Origin of the sequence: Paenibacillus antarcticus (assembly GCF_001637225.1) — a bacterium.
Classification (GTDB): Bacteria; Bacillota; Bacilli; order Paenibacillales; family Paenibacillaceae; genus Paenibacillus_AQ; species Paenibacillus_AQ antarcticus.
This window is the reverse complement of the sequence record NZ_LVJI01000048.1, coordinates 1-21,709: the sequence shown is the minus strand read 5'-3', so window position 1 is coordinate 21,709 and position 21,709 is coordinate 1. Positions and strand designations below refer to the sequence as shown.

At 39.1% G+C, this 21,709-nt stretch carries 20 protein-coding genes and 2 pseudogenes; 19 read left to right on the top strand and 3 right to left on the bottom strand.

From position 1 onward, the window contains the following. Positions 1 to 45 precede the first annotated feature (45 nt). Positions 46 to 2,088: a beta-galactosidase gene (locus PBAT_RS21075; protein ID WP_068652874.1), complete on the top strand. Its 2,043-nt coding sequence runs from the start codon at positions 46 to 48 to the stop codon at positions 2,086 to 2,088. A gap of 128 nt (positions 2,089 to 2,216) precedes the next feature. Here PBAT_RS21075 and PBAT_RS21070 read toward each other — a convergent pair whose 3' ends face one another. From PBAT_RS21070 to PBAT_RS21060, 3 genes are read right to left on the bottom strand one after another with little or no spacing between them, the layout of a single operon-like run. Continuing rightward, on the bottom strand, positions 2,217 to 2,981 hold the full coding sequence (locus PBAT_RS21070) for an SDR family NAD(P)-dependent oxidoreductase (RefSeq protein WP_068652634.1): 765 nt from the start codon (positions 2,979 to 2,981) through the stop codon (positions 2,217 to 2,219). 43 nt (positions 2,982 to 3,024) lie between these two features. After that, entirely contained in the window at positions 3,025 to 4,257 is a 1,233-nt protein-coding gene (locus PBAT_RS21065) for an aminopeptidase (RefSeq protein ID WP_068652632.1), read from the bottom strand. Positions 4,258 to 4,290: 33 nt separating this feature from the next. Further along, a complete protein-coding gene (locus PBAT_RS21060) occupies positions 4,291 to 5,523 on the bottom strand; it encodes an aminopeptidase (protein ID WP_068652630.1) in 1,233 nt (410 codons plus the stop codon). Positions 5,524 to 5,703: 180 nt separating this feature from the next. On the opposite strand from PBAT_RS21060, the gene PBAT_RS21055 reads away from it, so the two are divergent. The 18 genes and pseudogenes from PBAT_RS21055 (at position 5,704) to budA (ending at position 21,586) form a co-directional block, all read left to right on the top strand. Beyond that, on the top strand, positions 5,704 to 6,012 hold the full coding sequence (locus PBAT_RS21055; RefSeq protein ID WP_068652628.1) for a transglutaminase-like domain-containing protein: 309 nt from the start codon (positions 5,704 to 5,706) through the stop codon (positions 6,010 to 6,012). A 137-nt stretch (positions 6,013 to 6,149) separates the two neighbouring features. Then, positions 6,150 to 6,527, top strand: coding sequence for a rhodanese-like domain-containing protein (locus PBAT_RS21050; protein WP_068652626.1), 378 nt, complete (start codon positions 6,150 to 6,152; stop codon positions 6,525 to 6,527). 21 nt (positions 6,528 to 6,548) lie between these two features. Further along, the gene (locus PBAT_RS21045; RefSeq protein WP_068652624.1) at positions 6,549 to 6,809 is read left to right on the top strand and encodes a metal-sensitive transcriptional regulator; all 261 of its coding nucleotides are present in this window, start codon (positions 6,549 to 6,551) and stop codon (positions 6,807 to 6,809) included. 128 nt (positions 6,810 to 6,937) lie between these two features. Continuing rightward, entirely contained in the window at positions 6,938 to 8,182 is a 1,245-nt protein-coding gene (locus tag PBAT_RS21040; protein ID WP_068652622.1) for a DUF445 domain-containing protein, read from the top strand. Positions 8,183 to 8,218: 36 nt separating this feature from the next. Next, positions 8,219 to 9,127: an aldo/keto reductase gene (locus PBAT_RS21035; RefSeq protein WP_068652620.1), complete on the top strand. Its 909-nt coding sequence runs from the start codon at positions 8,219 to 8,221 to the stop codon at positions 9,125 to 9,127. A 115-nt stretch (positions 9,128 to 9,242) separates the two neighbouring features. Beyond that, positions 9,243 to 9,977, top strand: a complete 735-nt coding sequence (locus PBAT_RS21030; protein WP_068652619.1) for an AzlC family ABC transporter permease — start codon at positions 9,243 to 9,245, stop codon at positions 9,975 to 9,977. Further along, positions 9,953 to 10,273, top strand: coding sequence for an AzlD domain-containing protein (locus PBAT_RS21025; RefSeq protein WP_068652617.1), 321 nt, complete (start codon positions 9,953 to 9,955; stop codon positions 10,271 to 10,273). Before PBAT_RS21030 ends, PBAT_RS21025 begins: the two co-directional genes overlap by 25 nt. Positions 10,274 to 10,574: 301 nt before the next feature. Continuing rightward, positions 10,575 to 11,114, top strand: a complete 540-nt coding sequence (locus PBAT_RS21020) for a nitroreductase family protein (RefSeq protein ID WP_068652615.1) — start codon at positions 10,575 to 10,577, stop codon at positions 11,112 to 11,114. Between the two features lie 98 nt (positions 11,115 to 11,212). Then, positions 11,213 to 11,590, top strand: a complete 378-nt coding sequence (locus PBAT_RS21015) for a nuclear transport factor 2 family protein (RefSeq protein WP_068652613.1) — start codon at positions 11,213 to 11,215, stop codon at positions 11,588 to 11,590. Between the two features lie 194 nt (positions 11,591 to 11,784). Then, positions 11,785 to 12,501: a class I SAM-dependent methyltransferase gene (locus tag PBAT_RS21010; RefSeq protein WP_068652611.1), complete on the top strand. Its 717-nt coding sequence runs from the start codon at positions 11,785 to 11,787 to the stop codon at positions 12,499 to 12,501. Positions 12,502 to 12,732: 231 nt separating this feature from the next. Next, a complete protein-coding gene (locus tag PBAT_RS21005) occupies positions 12,733 to 13,419 on the top strand; it encodes a hypothetical protein (protein ID WP_068652609.1) in 687 nt (228 codons plus the stop codon). Continuing rightward, positions 13,419 to 14,135 (top strand): cytochrome c biogenesis CcdA family protein, encoded by a 717-nt coding sequence (locus tag PBAT_RS21000; protein ID WP_068652607.1) that lies wholly within the window; start codon positions 13,419 to 13,421, stop codon positions 14,133 to 14,135. The genes PBAT_RS21005 and PBAT_RS21000 overlap by 1 nt, the downstream gene beginning before the upstream one ends. Before the next feature lie 18 nt (positions 14,136 to 14,153). Further along, positions 14,154 to 14,699, top strand: a complete 546-nt coding sequence (locus PBAT_RS20995; protein WP_068652605.1) for a TlpA family protein disulfide reductase — start codon at positions 14,154 to 14,156, stop codon at positions 14,697 to 14,699. Positions 14,700 to 14,785: 86 nt separating this feature from the next. After that, on the top strand, positions 14,786 to 15,367 hold the full coding sequence (locus tag PBAT_RS20990; protein WP_068652603.1) for a sugar O-acetyltransferase: 582 nt from the start codon (positions 14,786 to 14,788) through the stop codon (positions 15,365 to 15,367). A gap of 354 nt (positions 15,368 to 15,721) precedes the next feature. Continuing rightward, a pseudogene (locus PBAT_RS20985) lies at positions 15,722 to 17,061 on the top strand (ATP-binding cassette domain-containing protein). A gap of 161 nt (positions 17,062 to 17,222) precedes the next feature. Continuing rightward, positions 17,223 to 18,331 (top strand): annotated as a pseudogene (locus tag PBAT_RS20980) (DNA alkylation repair protein). A gap of 325 nt (positions 18,332 to 18,656) precedes the next feature. Further along, complete coding sequence (locus PBAT_RS20975; protein WP_068652601.1) at positions 18,657 to 20,672, top strand: methyl-accepting chemotaxis protein; 2,016 nt, start codon at positions 18,657 to 18,659, stop codon at positions 20,670 to 20,672. A gap of 53 nt (positions 20,673 to 20,725) precedes the next feature. After that, entirely contained in the window at positions 20,726 to 21,586 is an 861-nt protein-coding gene (gene budA, locus PBAT_RS20970) for an acetolactate decarboxylase (protein ID WP_068652599.1), read from the top strand. The last annotated feature ends 123 nt before the right edge of the window (positions 21,587 to 21,709 follow it).

Below are 21,709 nucleotides of genomic sequence, written 5' to 3'. Positions count from 1 at the left end.
GCCAATATTACTCGATAAGTAGATAGAGGAAAGGAAGTGCCTATCTTGATTAATGATAAACTACCAAAAATATGGTACGGCGGAGATTACAACCCCGAACAGTGGGGGCCAGAGGTGTGGGAAGAAGATCAGCGGATGTTCAAGCTAGCTGGGATCGATGTGGTTACCATAAATGTGTTTTCTTGGGCACTAAATCAACCAGAAGAGAATACCTATGACTTCAACTGGTTAGATGAAACGATGGATCGTTTGCATCGCAATGGTGTAGGTGTTGTACTTGCAACCAGTACAGCAGCTCACCCGGCATGGATGGCCAAACGTTATCCTGATGTTACACGAACTGATTTCTATGGACGAAAGAGAACATTTGGTGGAAGACATAACTCTTGTCCAAATAGTCCCACCTATCGTAAATATTCGCGCCTCATAGCAGGGAAGCTAGCGGAGCGTTATAAAGATCATCCTGCGTTGCTTCTGTGGCATGTATCGAATGAATACGGTGGATATTGTTATTGCGATAATTGCACTGCTGAATTCCGAGTATGGGTGCAAAGTCGGTATAATAGCATAGATTCGGTGAACAAAGCTTGGAATACACGCTTTTGGGGTCATACATTCTATGATTGGGATGAAATTGTACTACCGAATGGACTCAGCGAGGAAGGAGAAGGAAATGTCAGTGCTTTTCAAGGGATCTCACTAGATTACCGAAGGTTTATGTCTGACAGCCTTCTGGAATGTTACATCATAGAAGCTGAGGAAATCCGTACGCATTCGAGTAATGTTCCGATTACAACCAATTTAATGGGTAACTTCGGACAGCTTAATTATTTTGACTGGGCAAAGCATATGGATATTATCTCATGGGATAATTATCCGTCACTGACGACACCCGTAAGTGAAACGGCGATGGTACATGATTTGATGCGCGGTTTGAAGGATGGGGATCCGTTCATGCTGATGGAGCAAACACCAAGTCAGCAGAACTGGCAAGCGTATAACTCTTTGAAACGACCTGGTGTGATGCGACTGTGGAGTTATCAAGCTGTAGCACGGGGTGCGGATACCGTGTTATTCTTTCAAATGCGCCGTTCAATTGGCGCTTGCGAGAAATTCCATGGTGCTGTCATTGAACATGTAGGGCATGAACAAACACGGGTGTTCCGCGAATGTGCAGATCTTGGCGAAGAGTTAATGCGTCTTGGAGATACACTTCTAGATGCGCGTACAGAGGCTAAAGTGGCTATTGTGTATGATTGGGAGAATCGATGGGCGATTGAGATGTCTAGCGGACCGACTGTCGATCTACAGTATCCGAGTGAGGTTCATAAATATTATGATGCGCTCTTCAAGCTAGGCATTCAAGCGGATATAGTAAGCGTAGATGCAGATTTCAGCAAGTATGAAATCGTTATCGCTCCCGTTATGTATATGGTGAAGAAAGGATTTGCGCAGAAGACTGAATCATTTGTATCTGAAGGAGGTACGTTTGTGACAACCTTCTTCAGTGGTATTGTGAACGAGAACGATTTGGTTACCGTTGGCGGTTACCCGGGAGAGCTTCGTAAATTGCTAGGCATTTGGGCTGAGGAGATTGATGTGCTTCCGGCTGGGCAATTCAATCAACTCGTGATGAATAAGCCCATTGGTAAATTAGAAGGCTCATATCCATGTGAACTTCTATTTGATCTTATTCATGCCGAAAGTGCCGAAGTGTTGGCGGAGTATGGATCTGAATTTTACAAAGGCATGCCTGCACTAACGGTAAATTCATTTGGTAAAGGTCAGGCATATTATGTGGCGACAAGCGCTAGCAGTGAATTCCTACAGGGGTTCTTGTCCAATCTATGTCAAGACAAAGGCGTTAATCCTCTCATACCGAATATTCCAGCGGGTGTAGAAGCTTCTCAACGGGTTAAGGAAGGAAGGTCCTTCCTATTCCTACTGAATCACAATGCAGATCCTGTAACCGTTGATATCGGAGAGGTCACCCTCGAAGATTTACTTACTGGAGAAACGATTTCTCTAAATGCCGTTCTTCCCGGACGGGGAGTGATGATACTAACTGAACAAGTTCATCCTAAATAAACTCTGAAACTTAGAGAATAACAAGACACATACAAACAATTAAACAAGCTGAGTTCCCCAATTGGGAGAACTCAGCTTGTTTAATTCAAACAGATAGATGAGTCAGATTGCATCTATCTAACATACGATTAAATCGCAGGCATCACATTTCCACCATTAACGGGGATATATGCTCCTGTAATAAAGCTTGCTAGATCAGATGCAATAAATGCTACGACATTTGCTATTTCTTGATCACTACCTCGACGTCTCAAAGGAACGGTCTGTGAATAACCTTCACTGATCTCGGTATGGTTTAGTCTGTCATTCTCACTTACGGTCCAACCCGGAGCTATTTGATTTACGGTAATTTGATGCTCTCCGATTTCTTTAGCAAGCACACGATATACCCCATCCATGCCTCTTTTACCAGCAACATAGGCTGATTGACCGGGAGCATTTTGCATGGAGCACTCTGTATTAATCCCAATAACACGTCCGGCCTTACGATCGATCATTGAGGGAACGAAGGCTTTTGCTAAATAGACACTTTGCATAAGACAAGAATTGATCTGACTCGTATAGTCTTCAATGGGTTGCTCAAGGATAGACTTCCATTCATATTGAACAACAGCATTAGCTACAATAATGTCAACAGCATCGAAATGTTCGAGTATACGATCCTTCATGCTCATTACGTCATCGAATTGGGTGACATCGGCTCGAACGATCATAGACCGTCTACCTATAGACTCAATCTCTTGTTTCAGTTCGTTAGCTTTACCTTCATTACCATGATAATGAATAATGATATTTGCACCACAATCAGCAAGCGTTCGTGCCATCACTCTTCCTAGCTGTCCTGTTGCACCTGTGATTAGAGCTGTTTTTCCAGTTAAATCGACATTTAACATACCCGTTGCTCCTCTCCAAGTAGCAAATCAATGGGTCACTCTATTAGAATGCCCAGTTTCCATCAGTGAAGATTTGTACTTTAGCTCCATCATGTGTTATCCCGTATATGTTCATCTCTGACGATCCCATCATAAAGTCAACATGAGTAATGCTCTGATTCATTCCTTTAGCTGCGAGATCTTCAGAAGACATCGTTTTTCCACCATCAATGTTGAACGCATAAGAACTACCAATAGCTAAATGGCAAGAAGCATTCTCATCGAATAACGTCGTGTAATACAAAATATTACTCTGTGAAATAGGAGAGTGGAAGGGTACTAGAGCAACTTCTCCTAAATAATGCGAACCTTCATCCATGTTCACTAACCGCTCGAGTGTTTCATAACCTTCCTCTGCACTGAAATCGACGATACGCCCATTCTCGAAAGATATTGAGAAACGGTCAATAATATTTCCGCCATAGCTAAGAGGTTTGGTACTAGTCACTTTACCATTAACACCATTTTTAAGTGGAGCCGTGAATACTTCTTCAGTAGGAATGTTAGCTACGAAAGTGGTTCCTTGTTCATTCACGCTTCCTGCTTGTGCCCAAATGTGACCCTCAGGTAACTCAACAGTTAGATCTGTACCTGGTGCAACAAAATGAAGACTTTGGAATTTCTTGTTATTGAGTTCATCTGATTTAACTTGAAGCTTGTCGATGTGGTCATGCCAAGCTTGAATAGGGTCTGGTTGATCCGCACGTACTGCTGCAAAAATAGCATCCCAAAGCATGTTTACTTGATTTTCAGGTAATGCATCAGGGAATACTTTAGCTGCCCAATCAGGAGAGGGTGCAGCTAAGCCATTCCAGCTCACTTTATCGGCTTGTTGGTATTGACGGTACTTGGCCATCGCTTGACCGTAAGTACGCTGATGATTTGCGATACGTTCAGGAGCTACACCTTTTAAGAGATCCGGACTTGAAGAAATAACCGTAAGGAATGCGGCACCATTCTCAGCGAGTTCAATCATTTCTCCAGCGAACCATGTTGGAGCTTCAAGAAAAGATTCCTCTGATGCATGGTCGTAACGCATTCGTGACACAGCTTCATCTGTATAATTCACTTTTACGAGCTTAGCACCTGCTTCATAGGCTTTACGTACAAGAAGTTGTACAAGTTGGCCTGAATCAATCATAGCGTTGATTACAAGCGTCTGTCCCGGTTGAACATTGACACCAATTTGGATGGCTAAAGTAGCATAATTATCTAATTTCTGTTCAAAACTAAGCATGATGTTATTCCTCCAATGTGTATAATGATCTTTCTAAATGGCCCAATTCCCATTTCGGAATAAAGGTTCTTCCTGTCCATCTTCGGTAATTCCGTTAATATCCATTTGTGCGGATCCAATCATAAAGTCCACATGCGTTACGCTAGTATTTAAACCGCGTTCTAAGAGTTCCTCTTGTGTCATCTCTTTACCGCCCTCAAGACAGAATGCATAAGCACTCCCGATGGCTAAATGGTTCGATGCATTCTCATCAAACAACGTATTGTAGTAGAGAATGTTCGATTCCGAGATTGGCGATTGATGAGGAACAAGTGCAACCTCGCCTAGATAATGAGAACCTTCATCCATTGCGACGAGATGTTCAAGTGTCTCTTGACCCTGTTCAGCGGATACACTAATAATGCGGCCGTTCTCAAAAGTGATCGAGAAGTTATCAATAATATTACCTCCATAACTAAGAGGTTTCGTGCTGCTTACCATACCATTCACACCTGTTTTTAAAGGAGCTGTGAATACTTCTTCTGTTGGCATGTTAGCCACGAAATGATGTCCTTGCTCATCTGTACTTTCACCCGCTGCCCAGATATGGCCTAAGGGTAGTTCAATAGTGAGGTCTGTTCCCGGTGCTATATAATGAAGTTTCTTGTACTTCTTAGCATTGAGATAGGAGGATTTAGTGGATAAGTTCTCCAAGTGTGTCTGCCATGCTTCCACAGGATTCTCTTGATCCACACGAACAGTATGGAATATGGCTTCCCATAGTTTTTGAACTTGTTCATTCGGAGGGAGGTCTGGAAATACTGCTGCTGCCCATTCTACCGATGGAACAGCGACTATACTCCAACTAAATTTATCTGATTGCACATATTCACGATATTTCTTTAATGCTTGACCTCTAGTTTTTTGAGCCGTTGCGATTCTTTCTTGAGGAATCCCTTTTAGAAGATCTGGATTCTCTGCTATTACGCTCAATACAGCTGCGCCATTTTCTACGAGTTCAACAATTTCACCTGCATACCATTTCGGAACAATTGTAAAAGCCTCATCAGCGGCCAATTCATATTGAAGACGAGTAACAATTTCATCGCTCCAGTTCACTTTCACGAGTTTGGCTCCCGCTTCATAAGCTTGTTTTACAATTAATCTAACGAATTCAGCTGAAGAAATAGGTGCATTTACAACGAGTGTCTGTCCCGGGTGTACGTTAACTCCAATTCTAACTGCCAAATCGGCATATTTGATCAACTGTTGTTGAAAATCTGTCATATGTATTCCTCCAAATGTAATTAGTTTCTTTTATATTGTACTAAATTGGATAACATAATGAAAATGAACATGTAGCGATTGATTGAACAAAAGTTTATATGCCCATCTATAGTTCATTCTATATAGGTCCAGAAGGTGGTATACTATAAATATATTTAAGGTCAAAGGAGATCACAATGAATGAACGTACATATTGAACATGTCGATATGAAAAAAGATGAGGATGATCATTATATTGGTCATGCGTCATTTCGCCTAGAGGATACTAAGGATTTATTCGAAGTTACATTCCACAGTAAGAGAGGGACGAATTGGGACTACAGCATAAATTTCGCCAAGGAACCCGGAAACGAAGAAGAATTGTTTAGAATAGATACGCTTCTTATCGAAGACGAAACATTATTCGACCAATTGTTAGATGCAGCACTTGATACGATGTATCCAGCTGGTTCAGAACAAGACGATACAGAACACATTGATTCGTATTGATTCATAAATAAACCAGACACCACAAAACAACCGTGTATATGCACGGTTGTTTTGTTTGACAGTTAGCTGATACTCACCTTATAATACCTATTGGGGTATCCCTATTGTGAAATACTAGTTAGATGGAGGCTAGAAAAATGTGGTGGGTCATTAGTGTTATTTTTATCGCAATCGTGGTGGTCATTCGAAATGTCTGGTCTACAGAAGATTTACAAGAAATTTCTTGCGACACCGTAACGAACGAGAATTCTACCTTTAAGTTACTTGATATAAGGGATGCCCTAGATTACCAAGCAGGTCATGTACCTGGAAGTGTCAATATTTCGCTTGGAAGACTGCCTTATGTAGCTAATTTAGATTTAGAACATGCTCATTCCGTTATAATAATGGGTAATAATGATAGAAGAAGTAAAAAAGCTGCTCGTATTTTAAAGAAAAAAGGATTTCAAAATATATATATCTGTATTAACCCAGTCACACCTTGCTACGACAATAAACATTCAATGTGCTCGTAGTAGCGATAGGAGGAAGAACAAATGAACTATGATGAGAACATTACACGTCGCTTGAAAAGATTAGAAGGACAAATTCGTGGTGTGTTAAAAATGATGGATGAAGGGAAAGACTGTAAAGAAGTCGTATCCCAATTATCTGCAGTTCGTAACGCGTCTGATACAGCCATCGCTTATATTGTTGCGACAAACCTTGAGCATTGTATACTAGAAGATATGGATAAGGGAACGGATTCTCGGGAAAGGATTCAATCAGCTGTGCAGTTGCTAATTAAAAGTCGTTAATCACATTAATAATAAATGGTGTGAATAATCAATTAAGTGGAAGTTCAACTTGAGAAGAGCAGGAGTCTACTGACCTCCTGTTTTTTATTTCTATATGCTATACATTTACTATAAGGGGATGATCAACCATGAGAACTAAGTACATAGCAAGCTCTTCCTTGATTGTAATGGGGATTGGTTTTTTATTAACGTTATTTATGCCACAAAATATTGCTGTTCGATTACTTCAGGGCGGATTTGAAGCAGGGCTAGTTGGTGGTTTTGCCGATTGGTTCGCTGTAACGGCTTTATTCCGCCATCCTATGGGTATTCCAATTCCTCACACATCTTTACTACTGAATAACCGAGACAAAATCATTAATTCATTAATTTCCGCCATGGAAACCGAACTTTTAAATAAAGAGAGTATTAAACGTAAACTCAGTCAGACTAAAATTTTTAAGGCGCTTGCTAACGGTATTTTCAAACTCATTCGTAAACGTGAGCTAAGAAAGACGATGATTACGTCTGTTAAATCGGTCGTAGAGACGATTCCTCTCGATAAAGTATCCGCATCACTTCAAACGATTCTTGTAGGATATGTCAGAAACAAAGAATTAGAGCCAATCGTAGCTCAGACAGCTGTATCCATTGTGGAAAGTAAATATGATGAGAAAGTATTAGATTATGCCTTGGCGTATGGTAAGCAGTGGGCGACGAAACCAGACAGTGAAGCATTACTTGGCAATTTGGTACACAGTAAATTACAAGAGATACAGCTTGGGGGTATGAAAGGGTTCGCAGTTCAAGCTTTTCTAGGATTTATGAGTGAGGAGAAGTTGGGTTCATTACTTACTGGCATGATGATTTCTTCATTTGATGATCTAGCGAAACCAGATAGTGAATACAGAGAACGAATTCTACATGAAATAAGAATGCAATTAACTACGGCTGCCTTGAACCCGAGCATTACACTCCAACTTAAATCATGGCTGGATACGAAGCTAACCAATCCAAGTACACAAGTATTCATATTGAATCAATTAGAAGAGCTGCGAGGTCAATTGCTCAATAGATTAAGTAGTGAATATGACAATGGGGGTCGACTCATCTTGACCGGATTCCGGTGGATGACTTCCACACTAAATAAGCATGAATCATTGGTTCAGAAGTGGGAACAAGGCATATTGTCACTCATCGTAAATATCGTGGAGAACAATTACTATAGATTGGGTCTGTTGGTCAAAGATAACTTGGATCAAATGGATGACCAAACGCTTGTAAGAATGTTAGAGGATAAAGTGGGTAATGATTTACAATGGATCCGAGTTAATGGTGCGTTATGCGGATTTATTATCGGTATTCTACTTACCGTGCTACATATGCTTGTTTAAATCATATTGAATATGAATTAAGAGGAGGGACTATCAATGAAAAGATCAAAATTAGGTTCATCTGATTTATTGGTCAGTGAAATTGGACTTGGATGTATGTCACTTGGGACAGAGGAAGTATCAGCCATCCGACTCATTCATGAAGCATTGGAGCGAGATGTTAACTTCCTGGATACTGCCGATCTATATGATGATGGACGCAATGAGGCAATCGTTGGAAAAGCCATCAAAGGCCGCCGTCATGATGTGATTCTAGCTACAAAGGTTGGAAATCGTCGAACCCCTGGTCAAGAGGGTACGACATGGGATCCTTCGAAGAAGTACATTATTTCGGCTGTGAAAGAGAGCTTAACTCGTCTTAGAACAGATTATATAGATCTGTATCAACTTCATGGCGGAACACTAGAAGATCCTATGGATGAGACGATAGAAGCTTTTGAAATGTTGAAACAAGAAGGTCTTATCCGTCATTATGGTATATCATCTATTCGTCAAAATGTGGTCAGAGAATATGTCTCACGCTCCAATATCGTCAGTGTCATGAGCCAATATAGCATACTAGATCGTCGTCCAGAAGAAGAGATACTACCAACATTAGCTGCTAATGATATCAGTATGATTGTACGTGGACCTGTAGCCAAAGGAATTCTATCCGCGCGAGGCGATCAGAAAACTGATAATGGTTATCTAGAACACAAAGCTGCAGAATTACAAAAGATACGTGCTGAATTACAAACACTTGTTCATGAGAATAGAAGCATGGCTCAGATTGCGATTAGATATGTATTGTCTGACCCAAGCGTCGCTGTTACAATTCCTGGGGCGAGTTCACTAGATCAACTTCTGCACAATATTGCTGCTGGAGATGTAACACCACTAACAGAAGAAGAAATAGCCATCATTCGTGATTTTAGCAAAGCATATCATTACGCTGACCATCGATAAAATTAAAAGTTCGTTATTATAAGAAGCTTGCCTTGTGCAAGCTTTTTTTTTATGTTGTCAGAATGACTATTAACCCGTAAACTATGTAAAAAGTACAAGGCAGAGGTTGAGATCAATGGAATTAAATCATCAAAGAACAGCCATACAAGAAGATAGATTTATTCAAGGTGTTAAAGATTGTGTTCCTACGCTTCTCGGTTACTTGAGCATTGGGTTTGCTGCTGGTGTAGTTGGAAACACCTCGGGAATGAGCGTAAGTGAAATTGCGTTAATGAGTGCTTTACTCTACGCGGGATCAGGTCAATTTATTGCCGCGGGTATGATCGCTGCCAGTTCACCTATATCTGCTATTATTTTTACGATCTTTTTTATTAATCTACGACATCTTTTACTAAGCGCTGCCATCGCCCCACATTTCAAAGGATTATCTTCCTGGAAGAATCTTGTGATCGGTTCTCAATTAACGGATGAGTCATTTGGAGTCGCCATGAACCGTGTAGCGAGTGGGAAGACCTTAGGATATCGTTGGATGCTAGGACTTAACATGACTGCGTATCTGAACTGGTTACTAGCAACGATTGCAGGAGGCTTACTTGGAAAGTGGATTCCTCACCCGGAAATATATGGACTTGATTTTGCTTTGCCTGCGATGTTTATTGGCTTACTTGTACTCCAACTTCATAGTAGTAAAAAACTACTGGTTCCTATGATCGTGGCATTGAGTTCTGTATTGATCGTGATTGGTGCCAGTTATATATTTACCGGAAGTATGGGCGTTATTATAGCCGCCGTTCTTAGTTCAACGATAGGAGCTGTCATTCAGAAATGGACATCAGATGGAACATTTTAATCATAATTATGGGTTCTGCCCTCGTAACGTTAATTCCTCGTGTGCTCCCATTAGTCGTACTCAGCAGATTCCAACTACCTAATGGTCTAATTCGTTGGTTACAACATATCCCAGTTGCAGTCATGGCCGCGCTAATTGCTCAAGAACTATTTATTACAGAGGGGCAATTCGCATTCAATCAACTCGAATGGTTAGCTGCGCTTCCTACGTTCGCAGTTGCTATATTTACTCGTAGTCTACTTGGAACAGTGATCGTAGGATTGGTATGTATGATGTTGCTTAGATGGTTATTCTAAGGTTGGTGTGACAAAAAAGAAATAAGACTGCCGATGTGCAGTCTTATTTCTTTTTTGTCACGGTGTGTCTGTAGATTTTGATGCATCCAGACGTTAATATCAGATATTATCTCAATGTTCACTAGCGGTCTAATCAAAGGGTTATTCATCAATGATTTAAATTTCACCACAAGACTGTTGACAAGGAGGTATACACAATTTAAACTAATAGTTATTGATAAAGATTATCATTTTCAACGACATTAGTCATAACATTCATCATTTTTTACATAGCATCTTAAATTAAGAGGAGGAACATTCCATGGAATTAACACAATTGATAAAAGAAAGAAGATCTATTCAAATTTTTGAGGAACGGGAGGTTTCACTAGATCTTGTAAAAGAACTATTGGACACCGCTGTCTGGGTCCCTAACCATAGAATGACTCAACCTTGGAGATTTGTCATCGTCCATGGGGAAGCACGTAAACGTATTGCCGAATTAAAAGGAAAACCTGGTGATGCTTCATTTAATGTGAATTACTACAATAAAATGATGGGTGTTCCGATGTTCATTGCTGTAGTCATTCAGGAAAACCCTGTTATTGGCATTCGGGAAGAGGATTATTCTTCTGCAAGTTGTATCATTCAGAATTTGAGCTTACTTGCTTGGGAACAGGGCTTAGGTATGATATGGAAAAGTTATGGACACATGCATGAAGCAGCTTACCGAAATGCTCTAGGCATTCAACCTGGTGAAAGAGTCGTGGGTAGTCTTCACGTTGGTTATGCTAGTCAAGTACCAAATGCTCAACCAAGAATTCCAGCAACCGATCTAATCACAGTGATTGATCAAGCATAAATTTACATGGCATAATTCAAATAGTTTTTATAAGTTGCGTAGTATGCCTCTATTTTGTTTATATAAATACTATAGACATTATAGAGGAGGCGTTTTTTATGTTAGAACAACCCGAAATTAAACAAGCTATGCAACAATATATAGACCATTTTAATGCAAATGATTTGGAATCTTTATTGGGACTTTTTTCAGAAACAGCTTCTCTTGAAGATCCCGTCGGTTCAATTCCAATAGAAGGAACGGAGCCAATAAGGCAATTTTACAGTAAGGTAGTCAATGGAGATACGAAGATCAAGCTAATGACCCCGATCTGTGGATCTCACAGCCATTCCGGTGCCATGGCAATAGAGATTGAAACGAACGCCAAGGGAGAAAAGGTAGTCATTCAGGCGATTGAGATTATGTCATTTGATGAATTCGGTAAAATCATGAATTTGCAGGTTTATTGGGGTAAAGAAGATTTAAATTTCTCATAAGATATGAAATTAATGAAAACGAACCTATGGAATAAATGAAAGCGTGAGTGTCATCCCGCTATCATCTGTTTCATAGGTTTTTTATATGTGTAAGTAAGAGTATCTTGTTCTTAGAATAAGAAGGGGTTACATAGAACAATAATATGATTATGGAATATTTGTGAAGACGTTGGAATCTAAGAAGAGGTGATGAAATGAACCAAGCGGATTTCGAAGAGGCTCGTAAAGCAGAAGCCATCTATCATAATGAGCTGTACAGTGATCATGAGATTTTAGAACCCGGAACGTGGTTGTCTAAGCCCAACCATGTGATCATGGAACTTCTAGATCGGCTGTTAGTGCATAAGGATCATGTAAATGTGCTTGATCTTGGTTGTGGGGCTGGTCGCAATACGATTCCCATTGCACTACGACTTCAACACACGGATAGCAAGGTCGTCGGGTTGGATTTACTATATGAAGCCATTAATAAGCTACGTGACAATACTAATAAATACGGTGTTACGGATGTCATTCAAGCAAAAGAAGGTGATGTTGAGCACGCGGATATAACGAAAGACCATTACGACTATATTGTAGCGTGCGGATGCCTTGAACACGTCTCCTCAGAGGAGGCGTTCGTACAAGTGCTCGAACGAATGAAGCAAGGTACCCGTATGGGGGGGATTCACTGTATTATCATGAATACGGATATCCAAGAAGTGGAACGAGATACCGGTCGTGAGTTAGATACATTGATCGAGCTCAATCTCCCCAAAGATAAGGCGTTTACGATTCTTGAGAAAGTCTATTATAGTTGGAATGTCCTTGAACACACAACGGTAATTCATTCGGTTGATGAGGAGAAATACGATACACCAACCCAGTTTCGTAGTCAGTCGATTACATTTGCAGCGCAGAAGGTTAAATAAATGTAAGGTATGAATTAATGAAATGCCGATTGGGTAAATCCAGTCGGTTTATTTTGCGTTGAATAACTCATATTTTATAATCGTATATATCTCCTGTTGTACCTCTGGATTGTGGTCTCTATGTGTGTTCATGATATACTAAAACTATTGTTTGTAGGATAAATATTTGTTTTTTTATGTTAGAAAGTAGCAAATCAATGAAGTTATTATGAAGCGAAGGGAGATAAACGTTTGAATGTCATACAGTTAGGGCCATTCGTACTGAATCTAGAATTGCTGATGTTTATATTGTCTGCTTGTATCGGCTATATGGCTTTGAAATACCGATTAAAGAAAGTAACAGTAGTCGTTGAAGGGAATATTAGCGATAAATTTGTGAACGCTCTCATTATTGGTTTTGTGATATGGAAATGTAGCTTAATCTTATTTGATCCTATGTCAGTGATCCACTATCCAATGTCTCTGATTTACTTTAGTGGTGGGGATCGAGGGTTAATGTTGGCCATCGCTATTTCAGTTATATATGTATGGTTTCGTACACGGAAAGATGGCACTGGTATCATGTTGAATCTGGATGTCTTATTGATTGGATGGACTACGAGCAGCAGCATGTATCATCTCTTACTCTTAGCTTCGCACAAGGAAAATGTATTGTACCATGTAATCTTTATAATTCTAAATATTATGCTCGCTTTATACTTTTACACTAGAAAAGTAGCTCTTGGGGATTCAAATGTACTTACCCGAGTGATGATCTGGTATAGCTTGATTATGATCGGGGTCTCTTTCCTCCAGAAGGGTAGAACATTGTTCATATTCGGATTCACGATGGAACAACTAATCTATGTATTTGTGTTTATTCTATTCTTATGGATTGATACCGCATTGGATAAGCAGAAGAGAAAGGGGAGACATTGATGGAGAATACTTCGGTTATTGTAGCACTGATTGCCGGCATTCTATCTTTCCTTTCACCTTGTGTATTTCCGTTAATTCCTGCTTATGTATCACATTTAACAGGTTCCTTCGTACAAGATAATCGAGTGAATGTCGAGAAAAAGTTACTTATGATGCGTTCAATAAGCTTTATTCTGGGATTTAGTGTGATATTCGTAGCGATGGGTGCATCGGCTAGTTATATCGGTCAATTGTTTAATGGTAATAGAGATCTTGTTGGCAAAATCAGTGGGCTATTGATCATCGTATTTGGTCTACAAATGGCTGGAGTGCTAACATTGCGTTTTCTTATGTTTGAGAAAAAATGGGTTACTACTGATCATTCTAAAAAAGGAAATGCAAGTTCCTTTATATTAGGGTTGGCTTTTGGTTCCGGATGGACACCCTGTGTCGGGTTAGCGTTATCCTCTATCTTGTTGCTTGCTGGTTCTACTGACACGTTATATAGCGGCATGTTCCTACTATTTGTCTATTCAATAGGATTAGGGCTTCCTTTTCTGATATTGTCTTTTATGATTACACGTTCCTTAGGGATTTTGAAAAAGATAAATCGATGGCTGCCTACACTTTCTATCCTCAATGGTTGGATATTGGTTGTTATGGGATTGTTACTGTTCACAGGGAATTTACAAAAGATAAGCGCCTACTTGGCTCAATTCAGCACATTTAGTTATTAAAAAGGAGTACACGATACGATGAGGAAAAATGGAATTGCGATCATCATACTACTGATTCTAGTCGTATGGGGAGTTTACGATTACACCAACAATAATGGACAACAAAATAAGCAAGTGAGTACTTCTGGAGTGAAAGTTGGCATTGCAAAAGGAAATATGGCACCAGATTTCAATTTGCTCTCACTGGATGAAAAGAATGTGAAACTTTCGGATTTCACAGGTAAGAAAGTGATTTTGAACTTCTGGGGCACATGGTGTCCTCCTTGCAGAGTTGAAATGCCACATATGGAGAAGATGTATAACCATGATGGGGACAATGTGGTGGTATTATCGGTCAATTTAACGCAAACAGAAAAAAGCGAGAGTGATGTAAAAGCGTTTGTTGAAGATTTCGGACTTACGTTTCCAGTCGTGATGGATACAGATGGTGACGTCGCTAGTACCTATCAAATATCCGCGTATCCGACGTCGTATTTCATTGATTCTCAAGGGATCATTCGAGAGATATTTAAAGGTGCAATTAATGATGAAATGATGGAAAAGGCAATATCCAAAATGGATTGAAATGCTATTGGGCAGAAGAAGAGTGGATAATGGGTATCAGATTCTGCTAAAATAAATTAATCTGAATAGAGAGAGGAAGACTGAATATGCATCCAAAAACAGAAAAAGAGAAAATGATTGATGGGGAATTATATATTGCTGGAGACCCACAATTAATACAAGACCGTGATCATGCTAGAAGATTAACACGTTTGTACAATCAAACCCTAGAAACAGAGCATGATACACGTGTCGAGCTAATCAAAGAATTATTCGGATCGACAGGTCCAAACCTGTATATTGAACCGACATTCCGTTGCGACTATGGCTATAATATTCATGTAGGGGATAATTTCTACGTCAATTTTGAGTGTGTTATTCTAGACGTATGTGAAGTTCGTATCGGCGATAATTGTTTCATTGCACCAGGCGTACATATCTATACTGCGACACATCCATTAAATCCATTTGAGCGAATAAGTGGGGCAGAGTATGGTAAACCTGTGACGATTGGAAATAATGTCTGGATTGGTGGAGGATCTATTATAAATCCTGGTGTTACCATTGGTGATAACGTCGTTATAGCTTCTGGTTCAGTGGTCACGAAAGATGTCCCTAATGATGTTGTCGTTGGAGGCAATCCAGCGCGATTCATTAAACAAATTGATGTGAGCAATCCTGAATCTTAAACAATAAGATGTTGTAAACATAAAGTCATATTCCGGAAAATGTACGTCTGTAATTAGGCTGTATTTATTGAAATTTAATAAAGGGTATGATATCATACTTTCAAATTGATGATTGGAGTGAAAAGTATATGTAGGATTTCTTGCAAATGTAAATGAATAAAACAAGGACTGCGATTTTTCGCATGTTTTATTTTTTATATGCAAGAAAGTTACTATATCTTTTCACTCAAACAATATATCCTAATCTAACTCTATCCTCATATACATTGGGGAGGATTGGATTAAGTATTTATTTGAGCTACAAGAAAGTAACTTTCTTGTAGCTCTTATTTTTTTATACAGGAGGATATTTGTATGTCATTAATTAATGTTACAAACCTGACGTTTGCCCATGAGGGCAGTTACGATAATATATTTGAAAATGTAAGTTTTCCAATCGATACCGATTGGAAATTAGGTTTTACGGGAAGAAACGGTAGAGGTAAGACATCATTTCTCAATTTATTGCTAGGTAAATATGAATACAGCGGAAATATATCGGCTCATGTTAGTTTTGAATACTTCCCTTTCCATGTAGAGAAGAAGCAAGCAAATACGATTGAAGTAATCAACGATATTTTCCCGGATTATATACACTGGAAGCTCATGCGTGAGCTTTCCTTGCTAATGGTTACTGAAGATGTGCTATATCGATCTTTTGATTCATTGTCTAACGGAGAGCAAACGAAAGTATTACTGGCTGCATTATTTATAAAGGACAATAGCTTTCTGTTGATCGACGAACCAACCAACCATCTTGACATGACTGCAAGAAAACTTGTTAGTGATTATCTCAAGACTAAAAGTGGCTATATTCTAGTGTCTCATGACAGATCATTCCTTGATAACTGTGTAGACCACATTCTTTCCATCAATAAGACCAACATCGAAATTCAAAAAGGTAATTTCTCCGCTTGGTGGGAAAACAAAATGAGACAAGATAACTTTGAACTCGCAGAGAACGAAAAGCTTAGAAGAGATATAAACCGCTTGTCTGGTTCTGCTAAAAGGACGGGTAGCTGGTCACACGAAGTGGAGAAAACCAAAAATGGAACAAGAAACTCCGGTTCAAAAGTGGATAAAGGTTATATTGGCCATAAGGCTGCTAAAATGATGAAACGTTCTAAATCAATTGAACAAAGACAACTATCCGCCATTGATGAAAAGTCTAAACTCAAGGAATGCGAATAGCACTTACGGGTAAAAACGGATCAGGAAAATCAAGTATTATCAAACTTATTTGCGGTGAGGATCTAGATTATACAGGTAACTTTGTGAAGGATAGTCAGTTGAAGATATCCTATGTATCACAGGACACATCCCATCTTCAAGGAACTTTATCTGACTATGCGATAGACAACGGGATTGATGAAAGTTTATTTAAATCGATTTTAAGAAAGCTTGATTTCTCCAGAGTTCAATTCGAGAAAGACATTTCAGATTTCAGCGGAGGACAAAAAAAGAAAGTATTGATTGCAAAAAGTCTTAGTGAGAATGTTCATTTGCATATTTGGGATGAGCCGCTTAATTTTATTGATGTTATTTCTCGCATGCAAATTGAAGAGTTACTACTAGAATACGAACCAACCATTCTTTTTGTGGAGCATGATAAAGAATTTTGTAACACTGTTGCAACTGAAATAATTGATCTCTAGGTTAGAGTTAATAATCTGACATGTTCAAATATTATTGCAGACTGCAGTCTGCGGACTGTTGATGTGGAGCATCTTATACATTCTAACAAGACATATAGGTGTCTAGTTAACTATGTTATGCTCTTGAAGTATAACAGTCCGCAAAATAAAGGAGCAACATCATGGCAGAACCTTTGAAACACATGTATAACGAACCTTTTTTAAGAGGTTTTAGCGAAAAGTTACACGATGTTTATGATGCTTTTGATATAGATGGATTTATGGCTACAACGATGGATGACACATGGGAAGCACTAGAATTGAAGGCTCGCATGAGACGGATTACAACATCACTCAGGATATATTTTCCTTCTATGTACGAAGATGCACTAGAAGTATTATTCAAGATTGATCAGTCATGTATCGGATTCCCATATTTGTTCTTCCCTGATTTCATTGAGGTGTATGGCCAGGCTGAGGAGCATTGGGAGCTTTCGATGAAAGCATTAGAGCGATTTACATCGAAGTCATCCGCGGAATTTGCGGTGAGACCATTCCTACTTCGTGATCCCGTCCGGATGATGTCCCAAATGTTGAAATGGGCTGAACATCCACAGGAGCATGTTCGTCGTCTTGCAAGCGAAGGTTGTCGGCCGCGTCTACCATGGGGACAGGCACTACCGATGTTCAAGCATGAACCATCACCTATTCTGCCAGTACTTGAGCTATTAAAGGCAGATCCATCACTATATGTACGTAAAAGTGTTGCCAATAATCTAAATGACATTGTGAAGGATCATCCTTCCGTCGTGATAGATATCGCAAGACGTTGGAAAGGATTGAATCCACATACGGACTGGATTGTACGTCACGGCTGCCGCACCTTAATTCGTAATGCAGATCCTGAAATTATGTCGTTGTTCGGATATGCAGAACCTACGGAGGGTAACCACTCTATTGCAACCTATGCCTCTTTATCGATTGAGCCAAATGGACTATCTATTGGGGGTACATGTGAACTACGATACGAGCTTCACGTTCGGGATGGAGAACCAGCACATATCCGCGTCGAATACGCAATAGATTTTGTGAAGGCCAGGGGAAGACATCGCGTAAATCTTTCCTCCTGTCAGATAAGACAGTTCTAGGAGGCACACGTCTTCAAGGAATTCGTAAGCACAGTTGGAGGGACTTAACCACCCGCCGTCACTATCCTGGAGAGCACCGATTGACATTATTAGTGAATGGACGTGAGGTTGCTAACTCGTTGTTAGACATCACTGAAGCTTGATTTGTAATGCGGTTTTATTAGAGCGTAGTTATATTTGAACTTCTATACGTAGAGGTTCTTTTTTTTGAGAATGAGATAGAAGAGTGGAATAATTAGTAAAGCTTATCGCGTGGGATTTCAAAGGAAATACACGTCGAATGTGTACAAGATAAATGATCCGAATAAATTTATTTTAAAAAAAAGCTAAATAAAATGTCACAATATGTCGATAGTACTTTAAGACTACTAGACTAGCACGAGAACCTCAATTTACTTTGCGTTTCAAAGAGCTGCTCTATTACATAGGGAAAGCTCTATTTTTTATACACAGAGGAGAAATAACTAGATGAAGATCAAAAGTTTGTTGAAATTTAAGATTGGGTTAAAGCTATTCTCAGTATTTCTATTACTAGTACTGATAACTAGCGTAGGGGGAGGGTATTTCTCATACCAGACTTCTGTAAGTTCTTTAGAAAAGCAGTTATTAGATTCATCCAACAGCCAAATATCAAATTTAAACACGATTATTGACAGAGTTGTATTACCCGTTATGAAAGATACGGATGTACTAGCTAGAAGTTTATCTACACCAAGTTCAGGCAATATGACACCTATTGTAGATATGAACATTTCTAGTAATCCAGAAGTACAATCAACATTAAGCATTTTTAAAGCAGTACATACCGATGATACAGAATTGATAGGTTTTGCAACGACTACTGGTCTTTTTGCAATAGAACCACAGTCTAAGATGAAAGATGGGTTCGACGCACGTACTAGAGTCTGGTATACGAAAGCTATGGAGAATAAAGGGAAAGTCATTATTTCTGATCCATATGTTTCTGCAGGATCTGGAAATGTCGTGATTACAATTGCAAAAACGACAACTGATAATCGCAGCGTTGCAGCTGTCAATTTATCACTTAAGCAATATTTAACGGATACGATAAATACTCAAAAAATAGGATCAAAGGGATATGCATTCGTATTGGATGGAACACAGAAGGTTCTTGCACATCCATCGATGGAGGCTGGAACTGATTTATCAAAAGAATCAACACTTGAGTCGATGCATAACTCTAAATCTGGTACATTACAGACTACAGTAAAAGGTGAAGGTGCCAAACTAATCTATACGACTAATCCATTAACTGGATGGAAAATCATAGGTGTTCTGTACGACAGTGAATTGGATGATTTAAAGGGTCCTATCATTATCAATACGCTGTTAACGATTCTAGCGTCATTAATACTGCTAGCTATCATTCTATATTTTGTAAACAAAGTCTTTGTAAAACCGATCAAAAAGATAACACAAATAGCAGAGAAGATGGCTACTGGAGATCTTTCAGAGGATATTGTCCCTCTACAAACGAAAGATGAAATTGGTGAATTATCTAGAGCTTTCAAAACGATGACTATACAGTTCAGACATCTGGTTGGTAATTTAACGAACAGTACTCAAGGACTCTATCAAGCCGCTGATGTATTAAATGAAGAAATCACTTCTACAGCCGGTGCAGCATCCCGCATATACGATGTGAATAAGCAAGTAACCGATAGTTCAATAATTCAAGCACAAAGCACTCGTGAAATCTCCCGTGCGGTACAAGAGAGTGCTATTGGAATAAATAGCATAGCTAGTAGTGCATCTGAGATCAGTGATATATCTGATCAAACGTTTAAAACGGCAGATGAAGGAAGTTCAAGCGTCTTACAAACGATGTATCAAATGAATTCTATTGATGTAGCACTTACCAACTCTTCTGATGCCGTACAGTCCTTAATGGACAAGGTCAAAGAAATTGGTGCTATCGCTACTATTATTAATAGTATTGCCACTGAGACTAATTTACTCTCCTTAAATGCGAGTATTGAAGCTGCTAGAGCAGGAGACGCAGGAAAAGGATTCTCAGTTGTAGCCAATGAAGTTAAGAAGCTGTCTGCTCAATCTTCAGAGGCGGCCAAACAAATTAGTGCATTGATTTCTGAAATTAATGATAAAACCAAAAAGTCAGTAGATGCTCTTGTAGAAGTGAAAACAGAAGTAAGTGATGGTATCACACTCAGCACAACTGTTAACACATTATTCTCAGGTATCATGGATAATATGTCCAAACTTAATAGTGAGATTCAGAGCTTAAGTGCAACATCTGAAGAAATTGCGGCTAGTTCAGAAGAAATTAGTTCGTCAGCGGAAGAGTTGTCGAGTATATCAAATTCGAATTCAGCAAATTCACAAAATGCACTTGAGGATACTCAGACTCAGAAGACTTCTATCACACGGATCAATGAACAAGTTAATATTGTTCTTCAGACGGCTGAGAAAGTTAAATGTGATGTTGAGAAGTTTAAAATCTAGTTAGTATGGCGTTTAGCCTTTACTATAAATATATCATCGGAGGTTTTTTGCACATGAAGAAGACAGTAGTAGCATCAATCGCATCAGTAGTTCTATTAGGTTCATTAGGAGCCACGGTATTTGCTAAAGCTAATGAAGTTCCAAAAAAAGTGGCACCAAGTACAACAATTGCACCAAGCAAAGAAGTGAAGAGTGATAAGTTGTTCCAATACTCTACAATCAATGCTCTTATGAGCGGTCAATATGATGGGGATATCACGCTTGACGAAGTTAAGAAATTCGGAGATTTCGGACTGGGTACACTTAATGGTGCGGATGGAGAATTGACAATTCTTGATTCTAAATTCTACCGTTTCGATAACAAAGGAAAAATGACTCAAGTTCCTGGCGCTTCAAAAACGCCTTTTGTTGTAGCTACTAATTTCAATAAGGATAAGACTGCATACATTTCTAGTGTGAAAAACACAGAGGATTTAACTACAAAACTATTAGCACAAATGGATAATAAGAATAATTTCTATGCATTTAAAATGCCAGTAACTTTGAAGTATTTGAAGACTCGTTCAGAGCCTAAACAAGAAAAACCTTATCGTCTACTAAAAGATGTACTTACTGAAGAGCAAGTAGAGTTTGAATATAAGAATGTAAAAGGAACATTTGTTGGTTTCTACACACCAAACTATGCAGCAACAATTAACGTTCCCGGTTTCCATTTTCACTTTGTAAGTGATGATAAGACGCTAGGTGGACATATCCTTAACCTTGCGTTTGATGAAGCCATTGTTCAAATAGATTCAATTAGTGAATTCGAAGTACAACTTCCACAGACTAAAGAGTTTGCTGAAGCAGATCTAACTAAGATTCAACTTCAAGACATTCTAGATGTTGAAGGCGACACCAAAAAGAAGAATTAAATATATAAGTATTTAACAGGAGAACCCTTATTATGAAGTGACCCCTGTCAAGTAGACAATTAACAAAAAGCAATATTTAAGCAGCCTGAGTCCTGTATTCGTAGGGGCTCAGGTTGTTTAGTT